The organism is Cupriavidus sp. 291-E7 (genome assembly GCF_057798835.1).
The window spans coordinates 1-20,386 of record NZ_JBYOJV010000037.1 but is presented as its reverse complement, the minus strand read 5'-3'; the positions used below and the strand labels follow the sequence as shown (position 1 = coordinate 20,386).

General features: G+C 58.8%; 16 protein-coding genes. 3 read left to right on the top strand and 13 right to left on the bottom strand.

Translation table 11 applies throughout. From position 1 onward, the window contains the following. Positions 1-20: 20 nt before the first annotated feature. Positions 21-827 carry a sulfite exporter TauE/SafE family protein gene (locus AC3FLX_RS32480; RefSeq protein WP_488699589.1) on the bottom strand — a complete coding sequence of 269 codons (807 nt, stop codon included), beginning with the start codon at positions 825-827 and terminating at the stop codon, positions 21-23. Between the two features lie 202 nt (positions 828-1,029). On the opposite strand from AC3FLX_RS32480, the gene AC3FLX_RS32475 reads away from it, so the two are divergent. Further along, the gene (locus tag AC3FLX_RS32475; protein ID WP_488699590.1) at positions 1,030-1,416 is read left to right on the top strand and encodes a winged helix-turn-helix domain-containing protein; all 387 of its coding nucleotides are present in this window, start codon (positions 1,030-1,032) and stop codon (positions 1,414-1,416) included. Between the two features lie 86 nt (positions 1,417-1,502). On the opposite strand, the gene AC3FLX_RS32470 is transcribed toward AC3FLX_RS32475, so the two are convergent. The 7 genes from AC3FLX_RS32470 to AC3FLX_RS32440 form a co-directional block, all read right to left on the bottom strand. Then, entirely contained in the window at positions 1,503-2,141 is a 639-nt protein-coding gene (locus AC3FLX_RS32470) for a hypothetical protein (RefSeq protein ID WP_488699591.1), read from the bottom strand. A gap of 87 nt (positions 2,142-2,228) precedes the next feature. Further along, positions 2,229-3,719, bottom strand: a complete 1,491-nt coding sequence (locus AC3FLX_RS32465; protein WP_488699592.1) for a tyrosine-type recombinase/integrase — start codon at positions 3,717-3,719, stop codon at positions 2,229-2,231. After that, entirely contained in the window at positions 3,716-4,681 is a 966-nt protein-coding gene (locus AC3FLX_RS32460) for a DNA-binding protein (protein ID WP_488699593.1), read from the bottom strand. The genes AC3FLX_RS32465 and AC3FLX_RS32460 overlap by 4 nt, the downstream gene beginning before the upstream one ends. A gap of 1,677 nt (positions 4,682-6,358) precedes the next feature. Beyond that, positions 6,359-7,429 (bottom strand): porin, encoded by a 1,071-nt coding sequence (locus AC3FLX_RS32455; RefSeq protein ID WP_488701433.1) that lies wholly within the window; start codon positions 7,427-7,429, stop codon positions 6,359-6,361. A gap of 254 nt (positions 7,430-7,683) precedes the next feature. After that, positions 7,684-9,177, bottom strand: coding sequence for an MFS transporter (locus AC3FLX_RS32450; protein ID WP_488701430.1), 1,494 nt, complete (start codon positions 9,175-9,177; stop codon positions 7,684-7,686). After that, positions 9,178-10,158 (bottom strand): Bug family tripartite tricarboxylate transporter substrate binding protein, encoded by a 981-nt coding sequence (locus tag AC3FLX_RS32445; RefSeq protein WP_488701429.1) that lies wholly within the window; start codon positions 10,156-10,158, stop codon positions 9,178-9,180. A gap of 22 nt (positions 10,159-10,180) precedes the next feature. Continuing rightward, positions 10,181-11,617 (bottom strand): amidase, encoded by a 1,437-nt coding sequence (locus AC3FLX_RS32440; protein ID WP_488701428.1) that lies wholly within the window; start codon positions 11,615-11,617, stop codon positions 10,181-10,183. A gap of 24 nt (positions 11,618-11,641) precedes the next feature. On the opposite strand from AC3FLX_RS32440, the gene AC3FLX_RS32435 reads away from it, so the two are divergent. Continuing rightward, entirely contained in the window at positions 11,642-12,625 is a 984-nt protein-coding gene (locus AC3FLX_RS32435; protein ID WP_488701427.1) for a LysR family transcriptional regulator, read from the top strand. Positions 12,626-12,895: 270 nt separating this feature from the next. Here the strand turns inward: AC3FLX_RS32435 and alr are convergent, their stop codons facing one another. The 3 genes from alr to aptA form a co-directional block, all read right to left on the bottom strand. Then, the gene (gene alr, locus AC3FLX_RS32430) at positions 12,896-13,978 is read right to left on the bottom strand and encodes an alanine racemase (RefSeq protein ID WP_488701426.1); all 1,083 of its coding nucleotides are present in this window, start codon (positions 13,976-13,978) and stop codon (positions 12,896-12,898) included. A 250-nt stretch (positions 13,979-14,228) separates the two neighbouring features. Next, the gene (locus tag AC3FLX_RS32425) at positions 14,229-15,725 is read right to left on the bottom strand and encodes a CoA-acylating methylmalonate-semialdehyde dehydrogenase (protein ID WP_488701425.1); all 1,497 of its coding nucleotides are present in this window, start codon (positions 15,723-15,725) and stop codon (positions 14,229-14,231) included. A gap of 39 nt (positions 15,726-15,764) precedes the next feature. Continuing rightward, on the bottom strand, positions 15,765-17,078 hold the full coding sequence (gene aptA / locus AC3FLX_RS32420; RefSeq protein ID WP_488701432.1) for an omega-aminotransferase AptA: 1,314 nt from the start codon (positions 17,076-17,078) through the stop codon (positions 15,765-15,767). A gap of 134 nt (positions 17,079-17,212) precedes the next feature. On the opposite strand from aptA, the gene AC3FLX_RS32415 reads away from it, so the two are divergent. After that, positions 17,213-18,127 carry a LysR family transcriptional regulator gene (locus tag AC3FLX_RS32415; RefSeq protein ID WP_488701424.1) on the top strand — a complete coding sequence of 305 codons (915 nt, stop codon included), beginning with the start codon at positions 17,213-17,215 and terminating at the stop codon, positions 18,125-18,127. A 1,620-nt stretch (positions 18,128-19,747) separates the two neighbouring features. Here the strand turns inward: AC3FLX_RS32415 and AC3FLX_RS32410 are convergent. Continuing rightward, a complete protein-coding gene (locus tag AC3FLX_RS32410; protein WP_488701423.1) occupies positions 19,748-20,032 on the bottom strand; it encodes a PIN domain-containing protein in 285 nt (94 codons plus the stop codon). Between the two features lie 155 nt (positions 20,033-20,187). After that, positions 20,188-20,386 (bottom strand): hypothetical protein (locus AC3FLX_RS32405; RefSeq protein WP_488697368.1); only part of this gene is annotated, 199 nt, incomplete at its 5' end.

Here is a 20,386-nt window from a genome sequence, read left to right as displayed (position 1 = left end):
CAGCCAACCTAAGCCATCGCCTACGTGTGACGCCAGACCTTGACGGCTGAGATCAGCAGGATGGCGGCTAGCAGTGGCAGCAGCAGGTCCGTGGGTACCATCCCGAGCAGCAGTCCGCCTAGGTAGGCACCGACGATGGAGCCCGCAGCCATCAGCCCCGCAAAGCCGCGATGGCGGAGCAGCACCGAAAAGCTCTGGTCCCGGCTGTAGCGCGCGAAGGCGGCCAGCATCGTGGGCAAGCTGATGGCGAGGCTCAGGCTGCCCGCGAGCTTGAGATCGACGCCAAAAAGTAGCGTCAGGGTTGGAATCAGCAGTTCGCCGCCGGCCACACCCATGACGGCAGCCATGACGCCTATCGCGAAACCCGCCACCACGCCCCCAGCAAACTGAATGGGTCCAGGTTGCAACAAGGCCTGGTGGCTCCCAGCCCCATGGCTCGTCCAGAGCACCACGGCCATGCCGACGAGCAGAATGGCGATGATCCGGTACAGCAGGTCCGAGCGCATGCGCGTGGCCCAACTCGCCCCGCACCACGCGCCGACCAGGCTTCCCGCAAGCAGGTTAAGAATGATTGGCCAATGGGAGAGCACCTGCGCGGCCGACACGGCCTGAGTCCGGAAAGGCAAGGCAAACGCCACTACCACCAGGCTCATCGCCTTGTTCAGGATCACGGCTTCCAGCGCGGCGAAACGGTAAAAACCAATGAGCAGTGGAAGCCGGAACTCGGCGCCACCCAGTCCGATCAGTCCGCCAAGGGTGCCAACGAGGCCCCCGCCAACAAAGGCCGCGGCCTTGGACTGCGAGGAGTTCGATGCACTGTGGGCCATTTTGATTGCTGCCGCAGGGGCATGACGTGAATGAGATCCGAGCCCAGGCGCACGGCGAGCGTCGCGCCAGGGAACCGGTTTTAGACGAGCCACTCTCACACCATGTAACGGGTGGCTCGACAAGCGATATCTAATCCATACGATATCGAATCCAAAGTATATCGCATGGCCGTGTTGACCAGAATCGCCGATAATGGATGCCATGAAACCAACGCTCTCGACATCGCCCGCTCATGAAAAGGCCCGTTTTCGGGTCGAGATCAAGCACGCAGTGGCCATCGGCCCGGGCAAGGCTGACGTTCTGGAGGGGATAGCCGAAACCGGTTCGATTGCCGAAACGGGGAGGCGGTTGAACATGAGCTACCAGAAGGTCTGGTCGCTTGTGGCGGCCATGAATGCCGACTTTGTCGAACCGCTGGTGCTCAAGCAACGGGGAGGCGCATCCGGCGGCGGAGCGCAACTCAGCCTGACGGGTCAGCGCGTGCTCGAGGTCTACCGAGCCATCGAGCGCGACGCGCAGCGGGCGATCGAAAAACGGCTACCTCAGTTGCTTCGCCTAATTCGGCCAGACACCGGCGAGTTGAGTTAATCGCGTTCCGCCGACTCCGGACGTCTCGGAACGCCCTCAGGCGAGCCTATTAGGTGTGAGCGCTACGGACATCAGTGTCAGCGATGTCAGTCCCCGTTTTCCAGGCGCCGGGCGATGCGCGAAAACATGGCCGTTACAAGAGACTGACTCAGAAGATCTACATCGTGATCAAGTTCCTCGAGTTCCTGAACGGAGAAGCTGCTAGATACCCGCGCCGCAAATTCGTTGGCGAGCGCGATCACACGTGCATTCTGTTCACTTTGCGTGGCTGCGGACTCTTGAATGGCCACCACAGCAGTGGTGAACGAAAGGTAGTGATCTGCGTGAATGGCAAAAATCCGCTGACTGTCACTCCCTTTCTTGGCCCACACATCGTGTTGGATTCGGTTGCGCCGCACACGGACTTCGTCCAGGTTGTCCAGGATCGCGATGGTCGCGGCTAGTTCCGCGCCGCTCAGCGACTCCTCGGCGACCTTTCTCGCGCCTGCGGTGGCGCTGGCCGCGCTCTTGTGCTTTTTCAGATGCCGGGCGGCTTCATCTGGTGTCGTATCCAGCAAGATCGCGAAGTAGCAGTTCAGGTTCACTTCGGCATGGGCCCACGACGCCGCGATCGCCCCGATTTTTTCAGCAAATTTTGGCGACTCGCGAATCAGATGCGGCCCCACCTCCAGGACGGGCGCTCCCGTTTCATCAAAGATCTGGATCCCGTATTTCTTCCGTGTCATTGTTGACTGGTTTTTAACCGGCTAAGTAAGTAGAAACTGCGACCCGTCGTCGGCCAATACGGTACGGCTTATGGCCTGCTGCTTGACCTAGGGCGTATCGCCACTAAACGTCGCATCCACAAATTCCCGCAACTGCGTCAGGTCCGTCTTGGCATAGGCCGCTGTGGTCTGCACTGAGGCGTGGCCAAGCAGCGCCTGGGCGGCTGGCAACGGTACCTGGTGGTCAACCACCAGCGTGCGCGCATAGGCATGGCGTAACCAGTGCGGCGATGCGGCGCGTAGCAGCAACGCCTGCGCCGGCTCGCGCGCCTGCAGACCATTGGCCACGTCAGCAAAGATCGCCTTGACCTCGCGATAGAGGCCGGCCTGCCGGAGCGCTTCCCCCTTGTTGCCGTGGACCACCGGCAATGCCTCGTGCGCTGGCGGCTCGGGCGGCAAGCCGCGGGCGCGGCGATACGCCCGCAGCACCGCCACGCACGGATTCGGCAGCGGAATGGCCCGCACCTTTCGCCCCTTGCCGCAGACATACAGGGTCCACCGCCCGGGCGCTTCGACCTCCAGGCGGGGCAGTGCAGTCTCATCCGACCAGGCCAGTTCCGCCAGGCGCACGCCTGCATAGCGATACAGCGCCCAGATCGCCCGCCGTCGCCACGCCGGCAACGCATCGTCGGCACTGTTCGCCTCCAGCCAGGCATCGCACGCGTCCAGCAGCGCAGGCGGAATCAGCCGCGTCGGCACAAAACCGGTCCGCGCACGACTGCCGGCAGACAGGCCGGCGGCCGGATTGGCGTGCAGGTAGCCGGTGGCGTACCAGTAGCCGTAAAGACTCGCCACCACCGCGAGTGCGCGCGTGCAGGTCGCTTCGGACAGCGGTGGCGACGCGGCCTCCGTGCCGGGCTCGCCGTGCTGCAACGTGTGCCGGTAAGCGAGCAGTTGCTGGCGCGTCAGGTCCGACAACGGCCCAAGCCCGTGCGTGCCACACCAGCGCATCAGGCGACGTAGCTCGGCGCCATAAGCACGCAGCGTATGGCGCGATCGGCCGGTCCGGTCGCGCAGAAAGAGCGCCAACGCCTGCGCGTCATCGACGGCACCCAGCGTGTTGGCGGCGCTCTGAGGCTGGGCGAAGCGGCCAGCGCGTGCGAGCCACGCGGGGTCGGCATGACCGAATGCGGCCAGCCATGGCGTGGCGACCATCCCCGTCACCTCTGTGGCAGCCACTACCCCTGGCTTGCTCCCCGGCGAGGCGGTGGTGGAGCGGAAGCGGCGGCGGTGCGTGTGCAGCAGCCGGGCGAGGACCGTCTCCGGGCTGGGCGCTTGGTCCGCCGGCGCGGTGCGCAGGCGTCCGCGCTCCCAGTACTCGACGGCCCCGTCGTGGGCCAGCAGCAGGGTAAGCACCGTCGGCTGCGCGGCCTTGGCGTCCGCGAGCGATCCGTAGCGGCGCTTGATGCGTGTGAGGGTCCAGTGCGCGTAGACCGGATGCCCGAGCGTCTCGGCGAGGTAGGCGAGCGCCGCGTCGACCGTCGCCGGCAAGGGGCGCGGTGGCACCGCACCGGTATCGATCCAGTCGGCCGGATTCATGACTGATTGCGGCGCTTGCTGTTGGGCTTGCTGTCAGGCTTACCAGGCGGCTTACCGATCGATCGCGGCGCGCGCGCCACCTTCGCCGCGGGCGGTGCAGCGGCCAGGGTCGCGCGCAGCAGTTCATCGAGCTGGGCGCGCTGGCTGGCCGTGACGGCCTTGAGGGCACTGGCCTCGCCGGCGGCGGTCTGGCGCGCCGCGCGTTCGCTGATCAGCTCCGCGTCGAGTCGGTCGCGCTCCTCCTCGAGCGCCGCGATGCGCCGCTCGGCGAACTTGAGTTGCGAGGCCAGTTGCGTCCGCTCGGCGCGCACCGCGTCGCGCTGATGGGCGGTTTCCTGCAGGAGCTGTTTCGACAGCGCCTCGTAGCGCGTCTGGACGGTGGAGATCGCTTCGGCATGGGTGCGTTCGTCCGCCAGCACACGTGCCTGCACGGTCGCCAGTGCCGTCTCGAGTTCGCCACGACGTGCCGCGTGGTCGTCGGCCCGCGCGCTGGCGGCCGCGAGGGCAGCGCTGGCTTCGGCCAGCGCGGTGTCGCGCGCGGCCAGCTGCCCGCGCACCTCGCTGAGCTCCTGGCGCAGCAGCTCGACCCGCAGGTCGGCCTCGGCGCGGGCGGACTGTGCGGCCTCCGCGGTCTGTTGCGCCTCGCGCCGCAGGCGCACCACGTCATCCAACTGGACCGCCACGGCGGCCTGCCACAGCGCGCGCATCGCTTCGGCAATCTCGGCGGGAAGCTCGGGCAGGGCCAGGTCGGCCAGGCCCGCGCGCACGACTTCGGCCTCGATGGCATTGAGTGTGCGCGACAGCGTCGCCGGGTCGCCGCCGCCGAGCCGGTCGCGCAGCTTGCGCACCGACACCACGCGGCGAAAGCGGGCGGCGGTGGGCGGTGCCGCATCCCCGGCCTCGGTCAGCATGCCCAGCACGGTGGCGCGGATCTGGTCGGGCGTGGCGGCGAGGCGGGGCATGGCGATAGAAAGCAGGGAATGTGGCCCTATCTTACACACGATCCTAACGTTAGGAAAGGCATATTCCTGTGGTTCAAGAAAATGAAAACAGGATAAATCTAATTATCTTGCTAAAACAGAATCTAACGACCCAAAGGGTGCGTTTGGCCGCGCGGGAGCCCGATCAGCGTTTCAAATCCAGGGGAGGAGGACCAGTCAGCAAGTGACTGATTTGACGGGGATTTTAGGCAAGCGTCGCCCGGAAACCCGCATGGTTGCTAGGGGTGGCTACCCTGGCAAATTGCAGGGAAATCAAAGGGACCCCCGTCAGGGTAACCGTGTCGGGGCGCATGGCAGTTCCTCGCCGGACTAGGAGCCGCCTAGGGTACGCGCATCAACTCGGACATTTGAACTTGGCTATAAGCGGACATTACAACTTGGCGCCAACATCTGCCGTTGGCATAATGTTTGTTATGTTAAATATGTACAGTCTTCGTGGGGGCCCGCATGACCAGACCAGAGTCCTCTAACGTAAAGATGATAAGAATCTCAACGTAAAGTTGGTAAGAAATGCGTCTTCGACCATTTCCCATCTTGTCTTGGCACTTTTACGTTAGTTTTCGCGACTCTCTGCGATTCCTCCCAATTTAGACCTCCACGATTCTCTCTTCCAGTTTGCGTCTGAGGGTGTCTGTTCTACGATTAACTCCTGCCGGTACACTGCTCAGGTTCGTGCGCATCGCGATCGCCGCGGGTGTCATCTAGTTACTTCCGTGCCAGATGAGGCTAGTCGATGATTGGTATGTAGGCGCGCGAGCCGCGCAGCAGACATTACGTATCAAAATGGTCGCGGACTTTCTCCGCAGCGCGGGAGGCGCTTTGGTGCCTTTTAAGAAGCTGGTGCTGCCGCCTCATTTGGACGGCCGCATGGCACCTTCCGCTTGCCGCAGGCCCGCTGCCTGATCGACTCGCGGGATGACTACGAAGCTGTCCTTTGCTGGTTGCGATCCAAATCACCGCAGTCGTCAGATCAGACTCTGCGCATGCGCGAAAAACGCAAAGATGCCGGCGACGGGAAGGAGCGCATTGACTGGTTGCAAGGCTATTCAAATACCCAACGGCCGTACCAGAAAGAAGCTGAACGCTTTCTCCTGTGGTCAATATTGGTCCGAGGGAAAGCGCTGTCCTCTATCGATGCGGAGGATTGCATGGCGTACCGACGGTTTCTTGCTGATCCACCCAAGGAATGTTGCGGCCCGCGCTCACGGGAGCGATGGACGCCCCTTTGGCGGCCCTTCGAGGGATTGCTGAAGCCGCGCGCCCAGAGCCATGCGATCAAGCTCCTGGCTAATCTGTACGGGTACCTCGGTGTCCAGCTCTATCTGGCAGGCAATCCGTGGTTGGAAATTTATACACCTTCGCGTACGAACACCGAATCGGTCAATGGCCATCAAATCTTGACCCTCTCCCGCACAAAAATACCGTACAAAAATCGCTGTTGCACAAGCGAAATAACCCGTCATAGCGTAGAAGCTAGCAGTGAATCTTCTTGTGTGACTCTCCAAGATTTCGATCAGAAGCCATACCTTCTGAAGGCGTACCTGTTACTTCCTTGCATGCCGATAGGTGGATGTTGCGCGTCACGCGGCGACGACAGTGCCGCATGACGGCATGCATAAGGCTACTCGATGGGAGACCTTAGAACGAATGACGCATCCCCATCACGGCGCCCGCTTGATTCTGCCCCGGGTTGGTATTGCCGAAAGACCTTCCCGCATCGGAGAAGCCGAGGTTTGATGTCCCCCTGTTCTTCGTATAGCCGAGCGACGCGTAGATGCGCGTACGTTTGGAGAACTCGTACTCTGCCTTCACCGCAAAAAGCCAGGGGTCGTTACCCGTATTCTTGAAGTCTTGAAAGTACGCGGCTCCCTGCAAGGTAATGGCCGGTTTCACCTGCCAGCTCGCGCCAAGCCAGTACAGGTTCGACCCTTGGTTGGCTGCGCCGGAAATTGCACCCGGTACAACGCCGCCATCATAGGCACGAGCCCACCGGTAGCCCGCAAAAAATTTGCTCGATCCCATGGCATAGGTTGCCGCCGTGGAAATTCGTCGCACCTTTGCATCAGGGGATTGTGTCAGTGTGCCCGTACGGATCTCGTCATAGGCCCCGGCGATCGCAATCGGGCCAGTCGTGTATGTGACATAACCACCAAACTCCCTGCCTAGCTTTGCGTTGCCCGGTACTTCGCTGCCATTTATCGCGTTGCTGTCTGCGCCGAAGCTGTAGAATGCGGACGCTTTCAGGCCACCAAATGCACCGACGTACTTGATCGTATTGTCCGCGCGCTGGGTGTATATTGGATCCTGAGTAAAGATCGAGTACTTTGGCGCCAGGCCCATCGGCTCGAAATCACCGACGAAGTCATAGAATGCGACTTGCTGTCGCCCCAGCAAGACGCTCCCCCAGCTTCCCTGCACACCAACATAGGCATGGCGCCCAAACATCCGACCGCCTAGCCCAGCCTTCCCCGTGTCTGTTTCGAATCCGTTCTCCAAGACAAAAAGGGCGCGAAGACTACCGCCAAGTTCCTCCGTGCCACGCAGACCCCAACGCGAGCCTGCGATGTTGCCCGTGGTCTGCCGGACGACACTATTTCCGTTTCCGGGCTGATGATTGGTATACTCAACGCCGGCGTCGATTACCCCGTATAAAACAAGAGATGATTGGGCAAAACTCACCGAAGCCAGCAGCGAAAGACTAGTACCAATGGCGGCTTTATTGACGAATGTGATACGACTCACAAATACTCCTAGATCAGTTTGTAAGTACTTCGTTGGAAAATATTCTTGTAGAAATACTGATTGGCTCAAGGAGTTTCATCAGAGCATCCGTTTTTTCAGAAAAATGATATGCTTAGATTTTTTGTAATATTATATATTTAATTGACTAGCCATTTATTAATGCTATGTTTGGATATTAATGGAGATCACATATTGATATGGTGTAATTCCAATAAAATTGGTCACGTGTTAGGGCGGCATGCAACGATTTCAGGAGTTTTCGTGCGGCGCCAAACCTGGTAGAAGAATGCCGCGCTAACTATCGAAATGACACCGACAACGGCAAGGGAGAATGCGATGCTTCGAACCAGCATGTCCCGTTCGCCAGCTGTCAATACCTGGCTACCGATCGAGTAGATCTGATCGCGGGTGCGCTGTGTCAGAGTGGCATGAGGGGCCAGCATGACAATGGCGATCCCAGTGAGTCCTCCGGCACTTTGCAGCGATGCGCGAAGTGCATTGACGATCCCGCGATGCTCCACGGGGGCTCGCGCTATGAGCAGCTGATTGCACGGTGTCACAAATAGTGCAAGGCTGACACCAAGTCCCAGCACGCATACCACCACCCATGAAGTTGCTTCGACAGCTACGGCAGCCCCAATTGCGAGACTGAAAATAGCAAGTCCTGTGAGCGCGAACGTGCACAATTTTGCGGACTGGACGTGTCGGGTGACCCAGCCGGCGACCGGCGCGCCCAGTATCATTCCAGCAGCAAGCCCGCTGAGTCGCCATCCAATCTCGCTAACAGGAATGCCGAGGACAACCTGATAGTAGATCGCTAGAATGACGATCGGTCCTTGCTGCGCAATGCCTACTACGAACACACACGCATACAATGCCAATCGCCTGGCATCTCGGAGAAGCGACGGCAGAATCAATGGCGAGTGGAATTTTTGCACCCAATTCCATAGGAAAAAGAAGCTCGTCAGGCTTATCGCTAGGAGCGCAATCACCGTGCCAATTTCCGTTAGTGCCATGTTCGGGCCCGCAGCGGAACCGGCTCGGGTGAGAGCCCAGCTCAGGAATCCGAGTCCGAATGCCGAGAGCATTGCGCCGATGAAATCGAATCTACCGTGTTCTGGCGGCACAACATCCTTGGGGAGAATTCTCATGGCGCAAACAAAGACGACCATACCCAATGCGGCGGAGACCCCGAATATGCTCCGCCAACCGAATGCGTGATCAAGCCACGCCCCTAGTGATGGGCCGAGCGCCTGGGCAATCGCGGCAACCATCGCAAGACTGCCCAACGCACCCCCCAGGTTGCGGTCACGATAGGCGTCCGCAACAAGGACAGCTGTATTCGAAAAGATCGCCGCGGCCGCGACGCCCTGTATCAATCGGAAGAAAATTAGCAGGATGGCATTGGGGGACAATGCCCCAAGGCATGCGGTTACGGTGAATATGCACACGCCACCGCAAAATATTCGCTTCCTGCCATAGATGTCCGCCACTCTCCCTAAACAGAGGGTAAGAATCGAAAGACTGAGCCAATAGCTCAACATCACCCATTGAATCTCACCGTTTGTTGCCTGCAGGCTATGCGCGATGGTCGGCGCCAGTACGCTGACCGCCGTCGCATTGAAAAAGCATGCTGTAGCTGCAAGAGACGCGCATATGAGCACCAGAACGGGAAGTGTTCGAGAGCGCAGTTCACCGCCAACGTGCACGTCCATCTACTGCTCTACCTTGAAGCCGGACGCCTCGACTACTGGTTTCCAGAAGTCATGGTCCTTTTGCATCTGTGTAGCTAGATAGGACGCAGGTAGACCGGTTGGTTGCATGCCAATTCGATCTAGCAACGCCCCCATTCGTGGTGTCTTGACGGCCCGGATAAACGACGACTCCAGGGTCTTAACGATGACGTCTGGCGTCCCGGAGGGGACGTAGGCACCATAGGATGTTGTGGCTCGATCGAACGCCTTGAAGCCAAGTTCATGCACCGTCGGCACGTCGGGCAGCCATCTGACTCGCTCGGTTCCGCTAACCGCAATAATTCGTATCTTGCCCGAACGATGCAATTCAAACTGGCTACCAAGCGCATCCGTGCCGACCGGTACGTGCCCACCAGCAATGTCTGTGACAAGCGGCGCCCCCCCTTTGTAGTTGACGGCGGCGATTGGCGTACCAATTTCCTTCCCGAGCGCAATAATTGCAAAGTGAAGGGCGCCTCCGAGCGACGTCAAACCAAAAGTTCTCTGTGCAGGATCTTTCTTCACTGCGGAAACATAGTCGGTAAATGACTTGTATGGCGATGAAACTGCTGTTGAAATGACAGCCGGATTATTCGTCAGATGAGCTACCGGACGGAAGTCCCGGGGATAGTCATACTTGAGAGACCTATAGCTCATCGGAAAGATGACAAAGGGTGGACCTGAGGCAATCAAGATGGTCCTACCATCGGGCTTGGCGCGCTTGACGTAATCGATCGACATCATGGTGGAAGCCCCAGGGCGATTGTCGACCAGCACGGTTTCGCCAAGCGAGGACGACAGTTCCTCCGCGAGACCGCGAGCCAGTGCATCGAGCGCACCGCCCGGCGCGAATCCGACTACAAGGCGAATTGGCTCTTTGCCCTGAGCACTAGCTTTTTGCGGGACAAATGTAGCGGATGCCAGCGTCAATACGGCAAGTGGAATGCTTAGTAGTTGCTTCATATATGTACCGTTCGCGGGAGGGTTACAACGCCTGAAATTGACCTGCTTCGAGGGGCGACCGCAATGACGGACACGCCTGTTCAAAGGAGTAGGCGGCAGCAAGCAGTTGTACGTCTTCCTTAAACGTGCCTACCATTTGCAATCCGATCGGGAGTCCTTGCGCAGACCAGCCGCACGGTATGGAAACTGCCGGATGGCCAGACAAATTGAACGGCATGGTCCAAGGGAACCAATTCGGCCGGACTTCGGAATAGATGACACCATCGATCTCCAACTTGCCGAAGAGATCCTGATCAATCGGGAGTGCCGTTTGGTTGATCGTGGGGGTTATGAGGAAGTCGATTGTCTTGAACAGATCCGCGACCTGCCGATACAAGGCTGTTCGTGCAAACAGTGCCGCTTGATACTCGACGGTTGTGACGTCCCGAACCAGTGCCAATTGCTGCAGCATGGATGGTGTCATGACATCGCTGTGCAACCGAGCGAGATCCGTGAATCGCGCTCGCCAGCTCGTGTGATTGATGACTCGCCAGATCGCCTCCACGTCGAAATCAAGAGTGACTTCTTCTACGATCGCACCTTGAGTTCGGAACACGTCCAAGGCCGCATCGAACGCCGCCGAGACGGCCGATGCAATCGGCCTTCCTTTCGGGGTACGGGCGAACCCAATAGTCTTTCCCCGAAGCGAGTATTCGGCAAAAGATGCATGCCGGGCGAATGCTTCGGCGGAGTAGCCGACTGACCACGGATCACACGAGTCCTCGCCGGCCATGACCTGCAGCATTAGCGCAGTGTCCACGGCCGTACGGGTCATTGGGGTGACGTAGGTGTAGTTTGAAAAGGCGTCTTGAGCCTGGCTATGAGGAACCACACCGAGACTTTGCTTGAAACCAAAAATACCGTTGCACGCCGCAGGGATGCGGGTAGAGCCACCCCCATCCGTCGCGATCGCGATTGGGCCCATCCCCGCGGCTACAGCGACGGCGGCACCGCCACTCGATCCGCCACTGGTATGCATCTTGCTCCAGGCATTGGGAGTCTTCCCAAAAAGTGGTGCATCGGTCAGGCACTTGGCGCCGAACTCAGAAGTCGTTGTCTTACCCAGCAGCAGTGCACCGCTCTGACGCATTCTCTGAACTGCCAGTGCGTCGGTGTCTGGTATGTTGTCGGCAAATATCACCGATCCGTGGGTGGTCCTGATACCCTTGGTATTGACAATGTCCTTGACGGAATAGGGCACACCGTCCAACGCGCTTAACGGCGCATTGCGAAGCCACCGTGCTTCCGATTCCCGCGAGGCCTTGAGCGCGTCGTCGTGACAAAGGGTCAGGAAGCAATTGAGATGTGGCTGAAGATCATCGATGCGATCGAAAGTCGCGCGGACAACGTCGACCGGGGACAGCGTTCTATTGCGATAGCAGGAGGTCAGTTCAGCGGCTGATAGGGTTGCAATGGACATCGAGAGAGGTGTAGGCGGTTGTCGTTGTCTCAATGGTTCCACCGTAGCATCAACGTTACAAATATTGTTTTCGAAAGCCCCCATATGACAAAGCTAACAGGCACCGATCTGCGTGGTTTTTCGTACTTTGTCGCCGTAGCAGAGGAGAAGACGCTTGCCGCAGCGGCCGCTCGGCTACATATGGCGCAGCCACCTTTGTCTGTGCAAATTCGCAAGCTGGAGCAGAGGGTCGGTATCAACCTGTTCGAGCGCAGCAGCACTGGCATGCGTCTGACCGAGGCCGGTCACGCCCTATATGTGCGGGCGAGGGATGCGATTCGGTTGGCTCAGGACGGTTTCGACGCCGCAATTGCCATTGGCAGTGGATATAGAGGAACGCTGAAGGTTGGCATCATGCATGCCCTCTGCTACCAATTCCTGCCGGCGATCGTCGAAGCGCTACAAAAGGAGATGCCCGGAGTTGATTTCTGCTTTGAAGAATTGGACGCACCCATGGTACGCCGCGCGCTTCAAGAAAGACGCATTCATGTGGCGCTGAGCACTGCGTCCGCCACTCACGGCAACATTGCAAGTGTCGATTGTGGGCAGATTCGATTTAGGGCGGCAGTTCCAGAAAGAAGATTTTCGGCGTCAGTGGAAGCGATATCACTGGGGAGGCTAGCGTCTGAGCCGTTAATCCTATTGCCGACAGTCCAGGAAGCTGGAACTGCGGGAGTTTTGAAGTTGTTCACGGAGAATGGCTATGCACCGATCATCGCACATCGAGTCCAGACCGTGCATGGCGCTTTGGCATTGATCAAGGCTGGGATGGGAGTTGCCATATTGCCGGAAAGTGTATTCGCCATGTTGCCTTCTGGCGTAATCGTCCGCCCAATTTGCGACGTCGACTATAGAATTAGCGTTGGCGCAAGCTGGCTAAAGGAGCAACCGGAACAGGCGGCGATCGATCGGTTTGTCCAGATTGTCCGACCCATCCTAGATTCGGAATTCGATAGTCTGTCCCGATAAACGATGGCGCTGACCTGCGAGCTTTGAGTCGGTACTGCTGTTTGTATGACTACATCACGCCTGAAATCTTCGATGATCTGTTTGGAGGCCAACCAGTGACTAGCATCGCCCGCATTGGTCACTTGTCGGCTCGATAGTCCCGCATAACAGTCGTCTGACGCCCGCTTCCACGGGGAATCATCATCCACGAGCGACTAAACTCGCAGCGGCTCATCGATACACGATGGACTTCGCATTCTGCGGGGGAAGAAGTCGCGCTAACAATACCATTCAACGGTCGAGCCGGAGCACTGGTGAGTATGACAGTGCTACTCGTTTGATGTTGCAGAGTAACTCGTAAGCGATTGTCCCCGCTCTCTTCGCCACTTCGTTGACACTGACGTGCTTTCCCCACAGCTCGACGGTGCTGCCAATGCCTGCCGACGGTGTTTCCGTAATATCGACTGTGAGCATGTCCATCGATACACGACCAATAAGCCTTGAAAGTTGCCCGTCGACCAAGACCGGTGTTCCTTCTGACGCCGCCCGGGGATATCCGTCAGCGTAGCCCATTGCGACCAGTCCGACTCGTGTCGGACGTCTCGCGACGAAGCGGGCTCCATAGCCTAATGCGTCGCCTTGACGAAGGTTACGGACAGCAAATATGCGGCTGCCCAGGGTCATCACCGGTATCAGCCCACTGTCATTCGACAGCATCGGATCTGCACCATACATGGCAACACCGGGACGAGCCCACTCTTGCCGAGCCGACGGCCAGGCCAGTATCCCCGCAGAATTGCAGAGGCTCCGCTCGCAGGGAAGCTCCGAGGTCGCTTCATTGAATAGTGCAATCTGGCTTGCAGTTGCGTCCGAGTCCGGTTCGTCAGCGCGCGCGAAATGGGACATCAAGATGATTTTCCTGACCTTATCCGTCGCGACGAGTCGAGCGTAGGTCGTGGTGGCTTCACCGATATCGAAGCCGGCACGCGCCATGCCGGTATCAAACTTCAGCCACACTGTTAGTGGCGCAGAGACCGGGTATTGCTCAATCATCTGAAGCTGCTGCTCGTGGTGCACGGTAACCCACAAATTGAGTATCTGAGCGAGCGCGAAGTCCTCTTCGTCGAAAACGCCCTCCAACACCAAAATAGGCGCCCGGATTCCTGCTTGACGCAAGGCGATCGCCTCTTCTAGAAATGCTACCGCGTAGCCGTCAGCCTTGCTAGCCAGTGCTTGAGCGCACTGAACGGCCCCGTGGCCATAGGCGTTCGCTTTGAGTACCGCCAGGGCACGGCCTCCGTGTTTTTCCTTCAGGTGTGCGTAGTTCTGGCGCAAAGCATCCAGGTTGATATGTGCGCGAGCAGGGCGGGCCATAGGTCAATTTCGGTTTGTCATCAATAACTTTGGGCTCAGCTGGCCCGGCCGTCCGCGGTAGCAGTCATTAAAATTCATCTGCCCCGATTGCAATCGTTCGCAGGCGAGCCAGCGATAAATCAATAGAACGCCAACACGCAAGGATTGGTTTCGATGAGCTCAGACGTCGCGCGCAGTATTTCAAGAGACAACGCACGGATCCGGACAGACCTTTGAGACAGCCCGGAGGCTGTCCGCAGATTATGCAATGTCAGTTATTGCTTGGGAAAGCAAACTGTGCTTTCTCGGTGCTCTCGCGCTTTGGCCAGCGTTGGGTAATTGCCTTGCGGCGGGTGTAGAAGCGGACCCCGTCGGGACCGTACGCGTGCAGGTCGCCGAAGAGTGAGCGCTTCCAGCCACCAAAGCTGTGGTAGGCCACGGGCACCGGCAATGGCACATTGACGCCCACCATGCCGACTTCGATTTCGTCGCAGAAGATGCGAGCCGATTCACCATCGCGGGTGAAGATGCACGTGCCATTGCCATACTCGTGGGCGTTAATGAGCTCGATTGCTGCCTGCAGGCTTTTGACGCGCACGATGCACAGTACCGGCCCGAAGATCTCGTCCTTGTAGATGGGCATGTCGGTGCCGACATGGTCGAACAGCGTGCCACCCAGGAAGTATCCATTTTCATGGCCCGCCACTTTGAAGCCGCGACCATCGACCAGAAGCTTGGCGCCGGCGGCTTCGCCTGCTGCAATGTATCCGGTCACTCGTTCGAGCGCTGCAGCGGTGACCAGCGGCCCCATATCCAGGCCGCACGAGGTACCAGGGCCAATCTTCAGCGCTTCAATTGCCGGAACAACCTTGTGAACGAGAGCATCGGCAATTTCGTCGCCGACACATACGGCAACCGATATAGCCATGCAGCGCTCCCCGCAGGAGCCATAGGCAGCACCCATTAACGCGTTGACGGCGCTGTGCAGGTCAGCGTCCGGCATGAAGACCGCATGGTTCTTGGCGCCGCCCAAGGCCTGCACGCGCTTACCTCGCTTAGTACCTTCGGCGTAGATGTACTCAGCAATGGGCGTGGATCCAACAAAGCTCAGGGCCTTGACGTCCGGATGCTCAATCAGTGCATCCACGGCTTCCTTATTTCCGTTGACCACGTTGAGGACCCCCTTGGGCAAGCCAGCCTTGTAGAACAGTTCGGCAATCATGAGCGTCGAACTGGGATCGCGCTCGGAGGGCTTCAGGACGAAGGTGTTGCCGCAGGCGATAGCAAGCGGATACATCCACAACGGCACCATCGCCGGGAAGTTGAATGGCGTGATGCCTGCGACCACGCCAAGCGGCTGGAAGTCGCTCCAGGCATCGATGCTCGGACCTACGTTGCGGTTGTATTCACCTTTCAGCAGCTCGGGAGCGGCACAGGCGTATTCCACGTTCTCGATGCCGCGCTTTAGTTCGCCAGCCGCGTCTTCGATGGTCTTGCCGTGCTCCTGACTAATGAGCTCGACGATTGCCTTCTCATTCTCCTCCAGCAACTGCTTGAAGCGGAAGAGTACCTGTGCCCGCTTTGCTGGGGGTGTATTGCGCCATGCAGGGAATGCAGCTTTGGCGGTCAGAATGGCGTGCTTCAGGGTGGCGGAGTTCGCGAGGACAATTTCACCAGTGACCTCACCCGTAGATGGGTTGTAGACCAACGAAGGGCGGCCTTCGCCTACGACGCGTTCGCCGTTAATGAAGTGTGGAATGATGTTCATGACGTTGATAGTTGCAGAATGGCTAACAGTCGTATTGCTTTAGGAGAGGGTTTCAAGGACACCGCCAACGGCGTCGAACATGGTGTCGAGCTCGCCCGTCGTCGTGTTGAACGCCGGACCGAATTGGAGCGTGTCTCCGCCAAATCGGACGTAGAAGCCCTTCCTCCACAACGCCAAGCCGGCCTCAAACGGGCGGATGGTCGCGTCACCGTCGCGGGGCGCGATCTGTATTGCCCCGGCCAGGCCGCAATTCCGGATGTCCACGACGTGCTTGGCGCCGTGGATGTCGTGAATGGCCTTTTCAAAATGGGAGGCCAGGTCGGCAGCTTTCTGAATGAGGTTCTCCCGCTTGAGCAGGTCGAGCGTTGCAAGACCTGCGGCGCAGGCGACGGGGTGGGCAGAGTACGTATAGCCGTGCGCGAACTCTACGGCGTGTTGCGGTGCCGACTGGTTCATAAACGTGTTGTAGATTTCGATCGATGCAATGACGGCACCCATAGGGATGGCGCCGTTGGTCAGTTGCTTGGCGACATTCATGATGTCGGGGGTCACGCCGAAGAACTCGGCACCCGTTGCCTCGCCCATGCGGCCGAAGCCCGTAATGACTTCGTCGAAAATCAGCAGAATTCCGTGCTGGTCGCAGATTTCACGCAGACGCTGGAGGTAGCCCTTCGGCGGAACAATTACGCCGGCGGACCCCGACATCGGTTCTACGATGACCGCAGCGATGTTCGACGCGTCGTGCAGTTCGATAAGTTTCAGCAACTCATTGGCTAGCTCAATGCCGCCCGTGTCGGCCTGGCCCTTGGTGAAGGCGCAGCCTGCTTGTAGGGTATGCGGAAGATGGTCTACGTCCATCAACTGGCCGAACGTTTTTCTGTTGCCACCGATGCCGCCCAGGCTGGTACCAGCAACGTTCACACCGTGATAGCCCCGCGCCCGGCCAATGAGCTTGGTCTTGGCAGGCTGGCCCTTCAGCCGCCAGTAGGCGCGCGCCATCTTCACTGCGGTGTCAGCGCATTCCGAGCCCGAATTGGTGTAGAAGACGTGCTTCAGATCGCCCGGCATCATGTCCACAATGCGCTCGGCCAGCGCGAATGAGAGGGGGTGCCCGAATTGGAACGCTGGCGCGTAGTCCAGAGTGCTCAATTGGCTTGCCACGGCTTCCTGAATCTCCTTGCGGCTATGGCCGGCACCGCACGTCCACAAGCCGGACAACCCGTCGAAGACCTTGCGGCCATCGGCGTCAATCAGATGGCGCCCCTCAGCGGCGACGATCAAACGCGGGTCTGCGCGAAAGTTTCGGTTGGCGCTGAACGGCATCCAGTGGGCGCTGAGGTTCAGGTCAGCCATGTTCTTTAGGGCGTGGGCGGTGGAGGGGTTCACGACAATTCCTTTGATGAAGGGTCTGTGCGCCGCAGTGTGGCCTCTCTATTACGTGAGTAAAATACTATTCTTCTCATCATTACTTTTGATTTTGCTCACCTATGAAGAAAACCGCACTTTCGCAGGTCACGGACTTCGACCTAAAACTGCTTCGAGTTTTCAGGGCAGTAGCAGAGGTCGGCAGTTTTGCAGCGGCCGAGAGTGCACTCGGTATCACGCGCTCGGCAATCAGCCTGCACATGAGCGACCTCGAGGAGCGCCTTGGCGTCCGGCTGTGCCAGCGGGGGCGGGCTGGATTTGCCCTGACGGATGAAGGCCGTGAAGTTCTTAGAGCAGGCGAAGCGGTGCTCGCTGCGATAGAGGGCTTCCGCACCGAGGTAAATCAACTACATCGAAGCCTGCGCGGTGAACTTAACCTCGGGCTTATGAACAATCTAGTCACGCAGCCGAAGATGCGAATCACCAATGCACTGAAGGAAATCCGGCGTCAGAGCGATGGCGTGCGCATCAACATCAGCATGAGTACGCCTGGTGAAATAGAGAGAGGCATATTGGATGGCCGAATACACGTCGGAGCCTTGCCAATGCTCACGACGCTCTCGGCGCTCGACTACAGCCCCCTCTACGAAGAACGCTCGCAACTCTATTGCAGCCACAACCATCGACTGTTCGCTTCTGCGAGGAAGGTAACGGCGTCGGACCTGCGAGAGGTGCCTGCCGTAGCGCCGAGCTACCGGATGAGCGCGGAAGCCATGCAACTGCACCGAGACCTACACTGTGCTGCAACGGCGACCGACCGGGAAGGCATAGCTTTTCTGATTCTAACCGGGGAATATATTGGTTTCCTGCCCAACCACTTTGCTTCGAGTTGGGTTGAGAAAGGCATGCTCGCTCCACTGGTTGCAAAGGAGATGCAGTTCGAAGTAACGCTGGGCATCGCAACGAGGAAGGGCCGGCGAAAGAACCTGATCGTTGATCGTTTCCTTGAAGTCTTGCTCGAGAGTTCCGTCGTCTGAACCAGGCCTTCCACTCATCGCCTTGCCAAATACCCCAAGCTGGCCACCTTGAGGTGCTGAACAAGTCGAACAATGTGGCTGGAAAGCGTCCACAGCCCTTTGGGCAGGCACATTCACCGACCCGTTACTACCAATGGGTCTTTGTGATCTGCCACCTGATTGGCGGTAATCGCGCCACGGTAACAGCACCAGACGGTCTCGAATATGGCGCAGCAATATCCGGATTAGGCGTGAAGTCATTGCCAGGCACCCCCGATTTGACGCCACTCTTTGCCCCGCCAAGCACGAGTGGGCTCGGTCCGACCATGGCGGGCCCATCCGATCCGCCCGTGTTCAGCACGGTTCCCGTTTGACCGAATGCCCGACGCTCCTGCTCGAGCATCTTCCGGATGCTCTTCGGGTGTACCAGGCTTCTTTACACCGCTGGTCGCATTGTTCAGCGCCTCATTCTGTGCCGCCAACGCTGCTGAAATGGCGCTTCCACCCAGGAGCAGCCCAGTGGAGCCACCTTGAGCGAACCCATCGGACGCGCTCGCCGAGCGCTTGCAGCCCCATGACCACTTCAATAGGACCCTCCTCTAGATTTCACCAGCGAATACCACCAGGCGCGAGGCCGCGAGTTGGGAGAAGTCGATGTCCTGGACGCTCTCGAAGTCGACCAGCACGACGGCACCGGTGCCCATCATTGAACCTCCCGTCGCATCCCAACCGACCGCATCGATACCGCTTCCGCCAGTGTAATCCCCATGGCTCATGCTCCCGATGATATTTTTAGTTTCGCCACCCATTCTACCTAACGCGCCAGCGCGACGAGCATCGGCAGGAAGGCAGGCCTCGGGCATTGACGGCCGTGGCCACCGCCTTGTCCAAATCTCCCTTATTCGCATGGCGTGGCGGGCGTCGCCCTCTGGGTCTTGCCGGTGTTGCCGAACCAAGCGGAACCATCTCAGCAAGAAATCGGAATTAATCTCTCCCCGGCCTTTATCCAGAATGCTTCCACCGCCCCGACTTGAGGCGGCAACTCGACCGAGAAGAGGATCATCATGGGAAGCAGAAACAGTGGCAATCGCGGCAATCGTGGTGGTGGTGGATCCCAGGACAAGGCCCGCGACGACAGCGACGCGGAAGCCTGGCCCTCTCTCCTCGACGATTGCGAACTACGACGTCGGACGGGCTTCCGGCCGATCGATCCACTACGGCCCCGAGGACTGGGAAAGAGCAGCGAAGCTCCTTGAGAATCGAGGCATCCCACTCACGCGGCCTGCAGGTGAGATTCGCCGTGCCGAACCCTGTGCGCTCTTTTGACAGGCGCCGATAGGCCACAGGGCAACAGCGGCCAGCGCAATTTATGTTGAATGCGGTGCGTAGGTCGGAATTGAGTTTTTGCGCCTCGCGCCGGAGGCGCACTACGTCGTCGGGCTGGAGCGACACCGCGGCCTGCCATACCGCGCACTTGCGCCTCGGCGATCTCGAGCGGTAGCTCGGACAGTGCCAGGTCGGTAAGACACGCGCGCACGACTTAGGCCTCGATGGCGTTGAGCGTTCGCGACAGCGCACTTTCCACTCCGGTCACAGACTGTGTGCAGCATTCCTAATGGTCGCCACCATGCCAGTCTTCGACTAGTAGCTGCGCCCCACACGGGAAAACTCGCTTACGTTGTATGTCACAGGATCGAGGTTGCGCACCCTGGCCTGTCCGGCAATCAATGTGTCATAGGGCCCGATCGGCATACCAGCGGCCGCCAGTTGTGCACGAATTTCGCCTGCGCGCTGGGCGTCCTCTGTATCAAATGGGACCACCTCAAGCTGCAACGCGTCGATGCGAGCAGGTTTCGCCGCCGCGCACTGGCTCTTGTAAGCCCCGTAGTACAACTCGTGAGCAACGATAAAACGCCTCAGGCCCACTCAGGCCGCCAGAGGGCTGACCGGCGCAAAGACTCCATGTAAAAGCGTCTATTGCATCACTATCACTCGTGCCGCTCGTGCTCGATTGATTGCAACGGAATAGAATTTCCCGATACTGAACCGCCCCGGGAACCGTGGAGGCTGGTTGGTTTAAGTTAATAGCGGTTCAGCGGCAGGCATTTGAAGCTGCCGATAGTAGTTTGTATATGAACGTCTCCCGTTTGAGCAAGCTCTCTTGTGTGTAGACGGACAGGATGGGTTGCAGCTGTATATCCGGCCTTGTTGCAGCCGGTTTCTCTGCTGCGGGCCCCGATGAAATCCGCTGACTTGCGCCTTATTGCCTCAACGAGCTTT

What these genes read in the sequence shown, in the direction of transcription:
- AC3FLX_RS32450 (WP_488701430.1), bottom strand. Translation starts at nt 9,177, where the DNA reads ATGGACGTGCACGTTGGCGGTGAACTGCGCTCTCGAACACTTCCCGTT.
- aptA (WP_488701432.1), bottom strand. Translation starts at nt 17,078, where the DNA reads ATGGCTGACCTGAACCTCAGCGCCCACTGGATGCCGTTCAGCGCCAAC.
- AC3FLX_RS32440 (WP_488701428.1), bottom strand. Translation starts at nt 11,617, where the DNA reads ATGTCCATTGCAACCCTATCAGCCGCTGAACTGACCTCCTGCTATCGC.
- alr (WP_488701426.1), bottom strand. Translation starts at nt 13,978, where the DNA reads ATGGCCCGCCCTGCTCGCGCACATATCAACCTGGATGCTTTGCGCCAG.
- AC3FLX_RS32480 (WP_488699589.1), bottom strand. Translation starts at nt 827, where the DNA reads ATGGCCCACAGTGCATCGAACTCCTCGCAGTCCAAGGCCGCGGCCTTT.
- AC3FLX_RS32445 (WP_488701429.1), bottom strand. Translation starts at nt 10,158, where the DNA reads ATGAAGCAACTACTAAGCATTCCACTTGCCGTATTGACGCTGGCATCC.
- AC3FLX_RS32475 (WP_488699590.1), top strand. Translation starts at nt 1,030, where the DNA reads ATGAAACCAACGCTCTCGACATCGCCCGCTCATGAAAAGGCCCGTTTT.
- AC3FLX_RS32460 (WP_488699593.1), bottom strand. Translation starts at nt 4,681, where the DNA reads ATGCCCCGCCTCGCCGCCACGCCCGACCAGATCCGCGCCACCGTGCTG.
- AC3FLX_RS32425 (WP_488701425.1), bottom strand. Translation starts at nt 15,725, where the DNA reads ATGAACATCATTCCACACTTCATTAACGGCGAACGCGTCGTAGGCGAA.
- AC3FLX_RS32415 (WP_488701424.1), top strand. Translation starts at nt 17,213, where the DNA reads ATGAAGAAAACCGCACTTTCGCAGGTCACGGACTTCGACCTAAAACTG.
- AC3FLX_RS32470 (WP_488699591.1), bottom strand. Translation starts at nt 2,141, where the DNA reads ATGACACGGAAGAAATACGGGATCCAGATCTTTGATGAAACGGGAGCG.
- AC3FLX_RS32465 (WP_488699592.1), bottom strand. Translation starts at nt 3,719, where the DNA reads ATGAATCCGGCCGACTGGATCGATACCGGTGCGGTGCCACCGCGCCCC.